We start from the raw sequence: 13,539 nt of genomic DNA on the forward strand, positions 1-13,539 counted from the left end.
TAAAAGGAGAGTGATTTACATGTCGTCATCAGCCAAAAATGGTTCCACCCACTTTATCTACCTCGTTCTCGGGCAAATTATTTCCGTTTTCGGGTCTTCCTTGATTCGTTTTGTTCTATCTTTACACGTTTTGGATATGACACATCGTGTTGATTTATATGCCCTGCTTTTCGCTTTATCCAATATCCCGCTCCTCCTTTCACCATTAGCAGGAGCAATGGCTGACCGGTTTAACAGAAGAAATTTGATGATTTTATTTGATGTTCTTACTGGCATTATGATTCTGGCTTTTTATTTCTGGTTATTTTCAGGTCATGATTCACTTTATATGATTGGAGCCGTCATGATTCTCCTTGGTGTCATGAGTACGTTTTATGCTCCTGCTGTGATGTCCAGTATTCCTCAGCTAGTGAAAGAAGAAAAATTAGAACAAGCGAATGGCATCGTGAATGGCGTGCAGGCCCTTTCAGGTGTTGTCGCTCCTATCATTGGCGGCGTTTTATACGGACTCATTGGGAGCCAGGTCATCATAGGCGCTAGCAGCATTGTATTTTTTCTATCAGCGTGCATGCTTTTACGGTTAAATATCTCTTTCTCACCTAGCCCACTCGCAGAACCGATGACCAAAGTACTCTTGAAAGATATGAAACAAGGATTTTCCTATATCGGAAGCCAGCCATTTTTAAAAAGAGCCATGCTGCTTGCAGCGCTGCTAAATTTCATCCTCACACCATTTTTTATCGTTGGAGGTCCCATTATTTTAAGGGTCACAATGAAAAGCAGTGACATCATGTATGGAATAGGAATGGGCATCATTGAGTTTGCCGTCATCGCAGGCGCCCTGCTAGTTGGGCTTGTAGCGAAACATTGGCGCATTCCTACTTTGTATCGCTGGTTGCTCGTCATCGCAGTCATTTTGCTACCTGTTGCTTTTTCAACATCCAAGGTGGCTCTTCAATTTGGGACATTTCCAGCCTATTTTCTCTTTTTAGCAGGGTGTCTCCCAATTGCCATGCTGCTCACCATGATTTCGATCGTTGTCATCTCACATGTGCAAAAGAAAACACCCAATGCTCAATTAGGAAAAGTCATGGCCAATCTGACAATGGTCTCTCAATGTGCTGCACCGCTCGGTCAAATGATGTACGGGTTCTTGTTCAACACTTTTTCCGCCAGCATGTATGTGACCGTGTTAATCGTCAGTGCCTTGATGTTTGCACTTGCCTTCCTTACAAAAAATATGCTTCGACATGAAGGAGAATCAGCCTCATGAGATTGACGTTTATCAAGAAAGACCTAACCCGCCACCGTCTCATTTCAATCGGCTTAACCCTTTGCATCATGATGACATCATTTTTAGCAACAAGCGCTGCGCAAATGACAGTCCAGTTGAATGGTGCCATTTCTGATTTACTCCAATCAGCCAAAGCACCAGACTTTGTCCAAATGCACGATGGGAGCTTAGATGAAAAAGCGGTCGATACATTTTCAAGTAAACAGTCGATGGTGAAGGCACATCAAATTGTTCCAATGATTCCGATCGAACATGTCAGCATCAAGTTCGGGCAGGAGCCTGCTCAAGCGGGTGTGATGGATCATTTATTTGTAAAGCAAAATCGCTATTTTGATTTCCTTTTAAACGAACGAAATGAAAAGCTCACTGTAAATAAAGGAGAAGTAGCAGTCCCTATTTATTTTCAACAAAAATACCACTTAAAGATTGGCGAAAGGTTACTCATTACAAAAGGCTCTCATCAATTCTCTTTTCAAATCAAAACGTTCTTACGAGATGCCCAAATGAATCCAAGTCTTGTCAGTTCAAAGAGATTTCTTCTGCATGATGCGGACTGGGCGGCACTGAATCAAGTGTTTCAAAAAAAGGAGTACTTAATTGAATTTTTATTGCATGATGCTGGTCAAGCAGATGCTTTTCAATCACTCTATCAATCATCTGAGCTGCCACAACAGGGGCCTGCTGTCACATTACCCCTGCTTCGCATGCTGAATGCCCTAACAGATGGTATGGTGATCGCCATTCTCCTTCTTGTCTGCTTTCTGCTCATTAGCATTTCTCTCCTCTCTCTTCGTCTCGCTATGACCGCCGCTATAGAAGAGGATGAACGTGAAATTGGAATCTTAAAAGTACTTGGAATCCCTTTATCAAAAATCAAACAATTATACGTTGGGAAATATGCTGTGCTTGCCTGTATAGGGTGTATAGCAGGATATTTAATGACGCTCATGTTTGGTGATTTGTTTACAGCCAATATTCAGCAATATATGGGGAATCGCCTCTCTTTTATTCATCAGGTGATCCCGCTTTTGGTGTCAATTTTGACGGCAATGATCGTCATCTCATTCAGCTATGCTGTCCTAAGGAGATTTGGACAAATATCAGCCGCTCAAGCCATTCAAGGCGGCATAAGCTCACCAAGCCATAAAAAACAAATTCCTATGCACCTCCAGAAAAACAGATTCCTCCCAGTAAATTTTTGGTTTGGTTTGAAAGATCTGTTCTCGCGAATAAAGATGTATTCAACAATTACTTGTATTATCGCGCTTTGTACATTTTTAATGTTGATGCCGATTCAGTTATGGTACACATTACAATCACCAGATTTCATCACATATCTTGGCTCTGGAAAAAGTGACCTTCGAATTGATATTCGGCAGGGAAATCATTTAGAGAAAAGTACAAATAAAATAGAGTCTATGATTAGCGAAGACCAAGACATTCAAACATCTGCCGTCTATGAAACAACTTCTCTACAAGCCAAAACAATGGAGAATACATTAGAAACGCTCTATTTAGAAACAGGTGATTTATCAGCATTCCCTCTCACCTATTTACAAGGAAGGGAACCGTTGAAGGAGGAAGAGATTGCTTTATCGGTGTTGAGTGCTGACTCACTTCAGAAAAAGATAGGCGAAAAAGTCACTCTCGCCACAAATGGGCAGCAAGTTCAAAAAATGGTTACCGGCATTTATCAAGACGTCACCAACGGAGGGAAAACTGCTAAAGCATTATCTCAGCCTTTTCCTCAATCATCCCTTTGGAAAACCATTCAAATACAATTAAAACAAGGAATAGATATGGCAGGAAAAAAAGCAGCACTTGAAACAAATATGTCTCCTGCAAAAGTGACAGATATGAAAGAATATGTGCATCAAACAATAGGAAGCACCGCATCTCTAGTAAAAGTGATTGCATTATTTTCAACCATCGCAGCTTTTGGAACAGCCAGCCTCATGTTAATGATGTTTCTACACATGTTAAGGGCGAAAGATTTAAATCGTACTCACTTGTTAAGGACGATTGGTTTTTCTCAAAAAGATTTAACCTATCAATACTTAACAAGTTTTATCGTCGTTCTCTCTATTGGTGCCTTCATTGGAGCAATCGCTGTTCATACTATTGGTCCGGCGTTAATGAGTGCAGGCGGAGCATCATTAGGAGCATCCAGCCTTCAGTGGTTAGCCCCGAAATGGGTTTGGATCGTGTATCCTCTCCTGCTGTTTATGGTGAATTTAACTGTCATCTCGTGGTTATTGAAGTCCTTTTTTTCTAGTAAAATCAGCCGTCATACACTTTCATAAGGAGATGTTTCACATGGAACAATTAATTGAAGCGAAACAATTGTCTTTACAAATTGATTCATTAAAAGGACAAAAACAGACCATTCTTAGAAATATTCACTTATCAATTAAACGTGGAGAATTTGTCACCATTATGGGACCTTCAGGATGTGGAAAAACCTCTTTGCTTTATCAACTTAGCGGTATAGAGACATCCTCCAGAGGGGAAATCAAATATAAAGGTCAACTGCTATCAGAAATGACAGACAAACAGTTAACAGCTTTGCGCTTATCAGAGATGGGATTCGTCTTTCAACACAGCCACTTACTAAAAAACCTCAATCTATTTGATAACATCATTGCTGCAGCTTACTTAGCGAAGAAAATGCCGAGAAAAGAAGTCAATGAACGAGCAAAATATCTAATGGAGAAACTTGATATTGATCATTTAGCTGATAGATATTTATCAGAAGTATCAGGAGGACAGCTCCAAAGAGCCTCTATCTGTCGAGCTCTTATGAATGAACCAAACATTCTTTTTGCAGATGAGCCCACAGGTGCTCTTAATTCAAGAACCACAAAGGAAGTCATGGATATTTTTTCACAAATCAATTCTGAAGGAACAACTCTGCTTCTCGTCACCCATGATCCAAAAGTGGCCCTTTGCTCTGAAAGAATTTTGTTTATGAATGATGGTGAAATTTCAGCCCACTTAAATTTAGGAAAATACGATCGCTTCACCGCTGAGAAACGAGAGGCCTTGTTAAACAAGTGGTTACAAAACTTAGGGTTTTAATTGGTGTAAAACAGGCAGTTTTCTGCCTGTTTTATTTTTTCTTACACTCAAAGGAGTAATCCATAGTCAAACTATTTGTTTCTAGTATGATTTTGCCGTCTTCTTGTTGACAAGATTCTGTCAGCAACTCAATTTCTTTGCTATAAAAGTATCTCTTTGAGATATAAAGAGTGACTAAAACAAGTAAAAGCGTCGTAATCACAATTGTCATTTGCCAGTTTAACATTTGAAATCTTTTTTTCATTTCAACATCCTTTCTGAAAGGTCAACACTTGTCTCGGATTTTCACCTTTCTCAGTAACTACCAGTTTCTTTCCCAAAATCATCTAGCAACATCATAACTGATTTTCCCTTCTAGATCGACCTTTCATTGTTCTTCTCTCATAGCTAAAATAGCTTTATTTCATATATTCGGCTGGTATTTCCGACCATAAATTTAAAACTAATAGTATCTATCACGTTTTTAGACTTCCAAAAAAAGATTTTAGTCATTTGAATAAACAATCAATCATCGTTACAATATCGTACATCTCATGACATAAGGTCCTTTTTATTACCTCCTGTCAATCACCTCCCTGAAACGATTATATTTTACCAAAAATTGTGATATCGTTTTTTATTGAAACAGGCGAAAGGATGTTAAAGAGGTGAAATTTCCATGACGATCATTTCAACTGAACAGGTGGGGAACCGTTTAAATGATTGGCGAATTGCCATTCGTAAGCATGATGTACACAATGCAAAGACAATCTACACAGAATTAAAGGAATTACTTCAAGAGATGGAAGAGAATCAGGAGGTCTTGACCTACTATTCATTGCTAGAAGGCAAGTTTAAGCTCATGTTATATGAACGAAGGGGTAAAAAACTGAATGAACCGACAGTGCTAGAATACCCTTCTAAAACAAACGACTTAATTGAATACTATTTTTACCTATATAAAGCCCTTTACGCTTCATATAACAGAGACTATGCATCAGCCATCGGACTGTTTAAAATTGCTGAGAAAAAACTGCAAAACATTCCTGATGAAATAGAAGTAGCAGAATTCCATACGAAGGTCGCAAACCTATATATGATGCTTCGCCAAAGCCTGATTTCACTTCATTATATTCAGAATGCCATCGATATTTTCAAAGGTCATGATGGCTATGAAAGAAGACTGGCAGCAGCTTTTGTGATCGCAGCCACCAACTTCATGGATATTGGCGATTTCAAAAGAGCTGAGAATTACTACACAAAAGCATTACACATCTCAAATCAATTAAACGATCATTTTCTAGCATCACAGCTTTATCACAATATCAGTATTCTATATGCCGAAGCTGGAGAATCAAAAAAATGTATTGATGCCCTAGAAAAGGCTCTTAGTGATGATAACTACCTTTCATCTTGTTATTTCGAACACTCCATGTTTATGTTACTAAAAGAGCTGCTCTCCATTGATGAAAAGTCGCAAGCTCTCTATTATTTTGAATTAGTCAAACAAAAACAAGAAATAGACAGAAACCCCATCTATACAGCAAAAATGAATTTTCTCTATCATCTATATTTCACTGAAGACATATCCAAAAAAACTCAAACCTGTTTCGATGACATCAGTATTCTGAAAGAATTAAAGGATGTTGAAGGTGCCCGTGAATTAAGTGCACTAGCTGCCAAACACTTTGAAGAGCTGGGTTCAATTCACCAAGCATATCTCTTTTTGAAGGATGCCTATCAATTGGAACACACTACACTTAACTGGAGGAATTATGATGAAAAAAGTGAGTTTACTCATTTTCGCTTTAGCCATCGTTGTTTTCGGACAAACGGTGTCTTACAATTCGTTAAATGATACAAATCTTAACCCAACAGAACGACCTATCGGAACATAAACCGATACAATACAAATAACCACTTGCCTCATTACAAGGCAAGTGGTCCACATTTATTTTAGTTCTTGATAAGAAATGAGGCGGTGAATATGTACCGCCAGATACGTAAGTTCGTCATTTGGAATAACAATACTGTGCACCTGTTTAATATAATCTTTGATTTTGAAAGCCACATCCATCGCTTGAGGATACAAGTGTGCAATTTGTTCAAACAACTCATTTTCTTGATCTGATAATAATTTATTTGCGTAAAATCTTTCAACAAAGAATTTCACATGTGTAATAAATCGGCTGTAATGAATATTCTCTTGATCCATTTTCATATTCAACGTATAGCGGACGAGATTCACAATACTTCCGATCATCTTGGCATACTTCATTCCATCTTTGGAATCGGACTCTTCACCTAACGCATTAATTAAATGGAAGGCGATATTGGCCGCTTCTTCCTTTGGTAATTGTATGCCCAATGTATTGTTGACTAACTCAAGCGCATAATTACCTACTTCAAATTCTTCGGTATAGTAGTTTTTGATTTCCCAGTATACTCGATTTGTAATATTAATATTCTTCTTGTGCCGTTCTACTGCAAAATTCAAGTGGTCCATCAAGGTAAAATAGACACCAGAATTCAGACTTGAGTTTAAGCGTTTTTCAGCATATTGAACAATATGCTGAGTTAAATCGATAAACTCTTGTGGCATTGAATCTAATAGTTGGAGAAATTCCTTCGCTCTCATGTTATCGACAGACATAAACACTTGATCTGCCTTCTTTTCTTCAATCATTTGACCTGGTTTTTGTCCATAACCAATCCCCCGGCCGAATAGAACCATCTCCTGTTGGTTCTGATCTTCAGCCAGAACCACACTCGAGTTTAAAACTTTTTTGATTTTAAACATCGTCATCACCTGTTTTCATGATTGTGGTTTTTCAATCAAGCGATTCACCATTTGTTTCAATGACCTTTTTGTACCAATAAAATGAGTCTTTACGAGAACGTTTTAATGTACCGTTTCCATCGTCATCTTGATCTACATGAATGAACCCGTATCGTTTTGACATCTGTGATGTACCTGCACTTATAATATCAATTGAGCCCCAGCTCGTATATCCGAAGAGGTCAACGCCTTCTTCCACCGCTTCTCTCATTTGGCAGAAATGCTCTTTGAAATAGTTAATACGATAATCATCGTGAATTGATCCATCACTTTCAACAACATCTTTTGCACCCATGCCGTTTTCTACAATGATCAGTGGTTTTTGATAACGATCATATAATTCTATTAAAGAAATTTTCAGACCAACCGGATCAATTTGCCATCCCCAATCAGTAGATGGAAGGTAAGGATTTTTGACCCCACGGATGGTATTTCCATCCGTTTTTTCTAATCCTTCATCAGCTGATTCAGTTAAAGACATATAGTAGCTGAACGAGATAAAATCTACTGTATTTTCTTTTAAAATAGAAAGATCATCTGATTCCATTTGGATATGAATGTTTTTTCTCTCAAGCATGCGCTTGATAAGCGGCGGGTATTCACCAAATACCTGAACATCTGCATAGAAATAGTTTTCTAAGTTTTGTTTCAATGCCCGCTCCACATCATTCGGATGACAAGTGTGCGGATACGTTGTTAATTTTGTCAGCATACACCCTACTTGACTGCCTGGTATGATGCGATGACAATCTGCTGTTACGAGTGCAGAGGCAATGAATTGATGATGGAGTGCTTGATAAACCGTCTCTTCCTCTTTCCCTTCTGGGCAGCGATCAGGAATAATTCCTGCTGTAATAAAAGAGTGGCGGTGAATACTATCTATTTCATTAAAGGTAAGCCAATATTTCACATCATGTTTATAGCGTTCAAAACATACATTGGCAAATTTAACAAAGAGATCAACGACTTTTCTTTCAACCCAGCCATTATATTTCACGCTCAGTGCTAACGGCATTTCATAGTGTGACAGCGTCACAATCGGTTCTATGTTGTGTTTTTTCATTTCTGCAAATAAACGATCGTAAAATTGGAGTCCTTTTTCATTTGGTTCGTTCTCTTCTCCAGTTGGGAAGATACGGCTCCATGCAATAGAGATGCGAAGAGTTTTAAAACCCATTTCTGCAAATAGAGCCAAATCCTCTTTATAGTGATGATAGAAATCAACACCTCTGCGTTTTGGGTACTTTTTATCATCTGGGTCTTTCATCGCTCGATCTATATTTTCAGAAGTAACAGCTAGATGCCCTTCATAATCTTCTACACTCAAATTAGACCTGTACATCGCAATATCAGCAACAGATGGACCCTTTCCATCTACATTCCAAGCGCCTTCTGCTTGGTTGGCGGCAATGGCGCCGCCCCATAAAAATCCTTTTGGAAAACCTTTTATTGTCGTCATATGTTTAGCCTCCTAATTGGGTGATAACCATCAATGTATCTTGGCGATTGACCTCTTGTAATGGCTGTACCTTAATATCATATTGATCTGTATTCGTGATGACAGCAAGCGTAACTGGATCGTATCCTGCTTCCATGATTTTTTCTACATCAAATTCAATGAGTAAATCCCCTGCTTGTACACGATCTCCTGCCTGCACTTTTGGATAAAAATACTGTCCTTCCAACTGTACAGTATCAATGCCAATGTGGAATAATACTTCCACCCCTTTATCCGTTTTCATACCAAGTGCATGGTTTGTTTCGAACAGCAAGGTGACCTCACCATCTACTGGTGCATATAACGCTCCTTCTGAAGGAACAATGGCAATTCCGTCTCCCATGACCTTTGAAGAGAAAATATCATCTTTTACTTCAGCTAGAGAGATCATTTGACCAATCACAGGGCTTTTGAAAGTTTCCCCTGCTCCAATTTGTTCAGCAAATGCATCTTGATCATTTGTCTTTTCTTCTACTTTTTTATCCTTACCTAATACAAAAGCAGCGATAAAAGCAACAACGAAGGAAATGACAGCTCCAATGACAGCAAACATTAGATTTCGTGGAAGCTCATCTGATATAAACATCGACATACTTGCTAATCCAGGGCCAACAAGTACAAATGCTTGTATACCAACTAATCCAATGAATATCCCACCAACAAATGAACCAATCATGACACTTCCAAGTACGCGTTTATTTTGAAGTGTCACACCATACAAAGCAGGCTCTGTGATGCCAAAAAATGCTGAAATTCCTGCCGAAATGGCTGTTGATCTGAGTACCTTGTCTTTCGTGCGTAGTGCCACTGCGAAACATGCTCCACTTTCCGCAATATTATGCGCAAGTGATGCTGGTAAATAAAGTGCTTCTTTCCCGAGGTTCCCCATCGTTGTCACTGCATAAGGGACCATTGCTTTGTGCATGCCTGATGCAACCATAAACGGGAGTACCGCTGCTAAAATTGCGACAGCTACCCAGCCTACTGTATTAAACATCGCAAGAATAACGGATGAAAACCCTTGTCCTGCTGTAAAACCAAGTGGTCCTAATAACAGTAACGTAACGGGTACAGTAATGACTAATGACATCATTGGGACAAAGAAAATCCGAATTGGTTTTGGTGAAAATCGTGTGAAGAATTTTTCCATTTGAGCGTAAAGCAATACAGAAAGGATTGCTGGAAACACTTGATACGCATAAGCTATATTTTTTACGTCGAATGACATTAATTGCGCACCTTCAGTAAGCATGGCTGTCATGTTCGGAAGAAGGAGTGCACCGACTGCTGATAATGCGACCAGTGGGTTTACCTTTAGTTTATTTGCCGTTGTGACAGCGACTAGTAATGGCAGGAAGTATAGTGGTGCGTCACCCACCATGTTCAGTATTTGATAGGTTTGCCCTTTTGCATCCACCCAGCCTAATAAAGAGAAAAGGAGAAGAAATGATTTTAAAATCCCTCCGCCTGCGATAGCCGGAACAAGCGGCTGGAAGACACCCACAATGAAATCTAATAGAACTGTGCCTGCTTTTCTTTTTTCTTTTGGCTGATTGGATGGCACGCCTTGCCCAGACGAGCTGCCGCCCATTAAATTTGTTACCTGTTGATACACTTCAATCACGTCATTCCCAATGACTACTTGGCATTGTCCTGACATTCTAACTGCTATGACACCTGGTGTTTTTTCTAATGCCTGTACATCTGCTTTTTTCTGATCAATTAGTGTGAAGCGAAGTCTTGTTGAGCAGTGCTCAAGGTGCGCAATGTTTTCTTTACCACCTACATGCTGTAAAACGTCTTTGGCGACTTGTGTGTAATCCATTTTTTCTCCTCCTTTTCTCATACATGTGACCTATATTTTGGCAATAAAAAAAGGATCTAAAACGACAAATTAAAGAAATTCATCGTTTTTAGATCCTGCCTGCATGACCAGTCACATGTCTAATTTATTTATATTGGATTTGTTTTTAGTATATATTGATTATATGAAAGCGTCAACATTTATTTTTCTGAAATTTATTAAGGTCTATATACCTAAAATACTTTTCTCTATTTACTTAAAGCAACTCTTTTGTTCCTTCTATCATCAATCAACAAAATGTTTCTCCATAAAAAACCAGATAAGTTGATTCACTCATCTGGTTTAAGATCACCTATTTTCTCTTTTCTTCTGCCTTCTTTCTAAATGCTTTCGCTTGTTTTTCATATTCCTTTTTCGTGACAGCTTTTAACTCTACCGAATCGCCTGTCATGATATATGGTTTAGGGAGTTTTTTATATTCCTGACGCGTGAAAGCTCTTAACTCTATTGTACCGTTGGTCTTTTTAACTGGCAGTTTGATTGATTTTGCATCTCGATCAGTCGAACCTATAAGTACACCTTGTTCAATTATAGGATCATAGCTCATGTCTAAAAATCCTCCACCATCCGTAAAGCCCCCGACTTCTAATTTCATTTCTTTATAGGGCTTACAGCCATCTTCAGAAACAGTAGTTATTAGAAAAGAGCCGAGCCATCCATTCTCAATATGCATGCTTTCCACTTGTAAAAATAGTTGTTTGTCCTCTGCCGTATATAGAAAACCATATACCTTCGCCACTTTATCCCTGAAGTGTCTCATATTGTCATAAAATCTAGTTTCTGATGTATCAACTAGATGTTCATGTCGATCTTGAATTTTTTTGTGATACGAATCTAGCTTTTTTCGATTGATTGCTTTATATATCCTGCTTTTCTTATCACCTTGTTTTTTTACAGATAGGTCTTTCCCAGACATTTGAACTTCGTATATGATTGTTTCTCTGCCTTGTTTGACTCGAAATTCATAACCGTTTTCCTTTGAACTCCCGGACACTACATATTGTTTTTTATATATTTGGGGATCCCACCATATTTCTTCTATATACTTTTCATTCAAATACCCCGTTACTTTGCCTTTATCCTCAGATATTTCAAACCAGCTCATTTTATCCTTCGTTTTATACGCAAATGCATAGGCATGATTCAATGAATTCTTTTGTGCGATTGCTTGATATGCTGTCCAGCCGCCTCCACCTAAGACGAGTACTGCCAGGATAGACACGACCCACATTTTCAATTTACTCATAGGTACCTCCACTAATATATGATTTAAAAAATCTTCATGATCCCTATTTATTCAACTAAATTCTGATCGTCCTGAAATGCCATTCACAACAATCATCTGTTCCAACACGATCTACTTTTGCAATTCTTTCGCCTTCTTTTTGAATGCTTCCGTTTGTTCTTGATATTCCTCTTTCGTGACCGCTTTAAATTCTATGATCCCGCCTGCCATTTTAAAAGGAAATTTAATGTATGTTGCGTCTCGGTCAGTTTCACCTAAAATAAAACCCTTTTCAATTGCAGGATAAGTACTCAAATCAAACATCATCCCATCTGAAACTCCACCGGCTGTATGTTTCGTTTCTTTATAAGGTTCACCACCATCTCCTGGGACCTTTCTCATTAGAAAAGAACCTGCCCATTCAGACTGCATATACATTCGTTTTACTTTTAGAAATAGTTGGTACGAACCATCCTCTGCCGTATACAGATAACCATAAGCGCCTGTTACTTTCTTAATGAAGTTTCGTACATAATCATGAAATCTATTTTCCGTGTCATCCATCAGTTTCTCATATCGAGTATGAATGTCCTGTTGAACAGCACGTAGGTTTTTTTGATCAACTGCTTTGTATGTGATGCTGTGCTTTTCACCTTGTTTTTTCACAGAAAGATCTTTTTCGGCAAGGTGAACTTCATATGTGACCGTTTCTTTCCCTTGCTTCACATAAAATTCGTAACCGTTTTCAATTGATTTCCCAGTTAATTGATATTTGTTGATAAATAGATTGGGATCATAATGCCTTTTCGGGTTTTCCTCTAAAATGGTTTCATTCAGATGACCTGTTACTTTTCCGTTTCTCTCCGTTACCTTGAACCAGTTCACACGATCATGAGTCTTATATGCAAAGGCGTAGGGATGATTCAATACACTCTTTTTTGCGATTGCTTGATAGGCTATCCAGCCGCCTCCACCAATCAGTAGTACCGCCAGAATAGTCATGATCCAGATTTTCGATTTACTCATATGTCCCCTCCAAACTATGATCGTTCAATCTATATGAAGGATTCCTCTCATTGATTAACAAATCAGTGATCTCTTCACCTCCTTTCTAGCATTTATTTTTTTCTCATACCTCTTGTATCTGCAGTTATACATCGTTTATTATATATCTAAATGATATATCTTTTAGATAGGTGTGTTGATCAATGAAAAAATACAATGATACGACGTATGCGATTTTGGGGATTTTAACGACAGATTGTAAGTCTGGGTATGAAGTGAAGCAATTAATTGATAGGAGCTTGCATCACTTTTGGAAAATTAGTTATGGACAAATTTATCCAGCTTTAAAGTTAATAGTCGAGGAAGGGCTTGCGAAGGTTTCACCCACTTCTACAACTGGGCGCTCAGACAAGCGGGAGTATCATCTGACTGAAAAAGGGCTGGACACGTTAAGGCAATGGCTGGCGCAGCCGCTCGATCAAGTACCATCAGAACGAAATGAAGTGTTATTAAAGTTATTTTTTGGTCAATATCTTTCGTTTGAGAAAAAATTGGTGCTTTTACAGGATTATGAGAGGCAGCTCCGTATCCGTTATGAGACATATGTTGCGATTGAACAAAACATTCAAGAGCTGTATCCAGATGAAGCTGATGCGAAGTATTGGCTGTATACGTTAGATTACGGAAAGAAAGTGGCGCAGGCTGGAATTGATTGGTGCGTGGAGACCTGTGAATCGATGAAGAAAGAAGGGTGAAC

The 13,539-nt window shown here is 38.6% G+C and carries 10 protein-coding genes; 5 read left to right on the top strand and 5 right to left on the bottom strand.

The genetic code is table 11. The annotated features are described in order from the left end of the window. The first annotated feature begins 19 nt into the window (after positions 1-19). From ABG082_RS18560 to ABG082_RS18575, 4 genes are all read left to right on the top strand, one after another. Positions 20-1,273, top strand: coding sequence for an MFS transporter (locus tag ABG082_RS18560; RefSeq protein WP_348936381.1), 1,254 nt, complete (start codon positions 20-22; stop codon positions 1,271-1,273). Next, positions 1,270-3,597, top strand: a complete 2,328-nt coding sequence (locus ABG082_RS18565; RefSeq protein ID WP_348936382.1) for an ABC transporter permease — start codon at positions 1,270-1,272, stop codon at positions 3,595-3,597. Before ABG082_RS18560 ends, ABG082_RS18565 begins: the two co-directional genes overlap by 4 nt. A 13-nt stretch (positions 3,598-3,610) precedes the next feature. Continuing rightward, positions 3,611-4,372: an ABC transporter ATP-binding protein gene (locus tag ABG082_RS18570; RefSeq protein WP_008347378.1), complete on the top strand. Its 762-nt coding sequence runs from the start codon at positions 3,611-3,613 to the stop codon at positions 4,370-4,372. Between the two features lie 658 nt (positions 4,373-5,030). After that, positions 5,031-6,209, top strand: a complete 1,179-nt coding sequence (locus tag ABG082_RS18575) for a Rap family tetratricopeptide repeat protein (protein WP_348936383.1) — start codon at positions 5,031-5,033, stop codon at positions 6,207-6,209. A gap of 93 nt (positions 6,210-6,302) precedes the next feature. Here ABG082_RS18575 and ABG082_RS18580 read toward each other — a convergent pair whose 3' ends face one another. The 5 genes from ABG082_RS18580 to ABG082_RS18600 form a co-directional block, all read right to left on the bottom strand. Next, the gene (locus ABG082_RS18580; RefSeq protein ID WP_008347382.1) at positions 6,303-7,151 is read right to left on the bottom strand and encodes a PRD domain-containing protein; all 849 of its coding nucleotides are present in this window, start codon (positions 7,149-7,151) and stop codon (positions 6,303-6,305) included. A gap of 31 nt (positions 7,152-7,182) precedes the next feature. Continuing rightward, positions 7,183-8,649: a glycoside hydrolase family 1 protein gene (locus tag ABG082_RS18585; RefSeq protein ID WP_348936384.1), complete on the bottom strand. Its 1,467-nt coding sequence runs from the start codon at positions 8,647-8,649 to the stop codon at positions 7,183-7,185. Between the two features lie 4 nt (positions 8,650-8,653). Then, the gene (locus ABG082_RS18590; protein WP_348936385.1) at positions 8,654-10,513 is read right to left on the bottom strand and encodes a beta-glucoside-specific PTS transporter subunit IIABC; all 1,860 of its coding nucleotides are present in this window, start codon (positions 10,511-10,513) and stop codon (positions 8,654-8,656) included. A gap of 331 nt (positions 10,514-10,844) precedes the next feature. Next, entirely contained in the window at positions 10,845-11,798 is a 954-nt protein-coding gene (locus tag ABG082_RS18595) for a hypothetical protein (RefSeq protein ID WP_348936386.1), read from the bottom strand. Between the two features lie 111 nt (positions 11,799-11,909). Then, on the bottom strand, positions 11,910-12,803 hold the full coding sequence (locus tag ABG082_RS18600) for a hypothetical protein (RefSeq protein ID WP_019743646.1): 894 nt from the start codon (positions 12,801-12,803) through the stop codon (positions 11,910-11,912). A gap of 182 nt (positions 12,804-12,985) precedes the next feature. On the opposite strand from ABG082_RS18600, the gene ABG082_RS18605 reads away from it, so the two are divergent. Continuing rightward, the gene (locus ABG082_RS18605) at positions 12,986-13,537 is read left to right on the top strand and encodes a PadR family transcriptional regulator (RefSeq protein WP_060832788.1); all 552 of its coding nucleotides are present in this window, start codon (positions 12,986-12,988) and stop codon (positions 13,535-13,537) included. Positions 13,538-13,539 lie beyond the last annotated feature (2 nt).

The sequence above is a fragment of the Bacillus sp. BS1807G30 genome (assembly GCF_040047675.1).
Taxonomy (GTDB): Bacteria; Bacillota; Bacilli; order Bacillales; family Bacillaceae; genus Bacillus; species Bacillus altitudinis.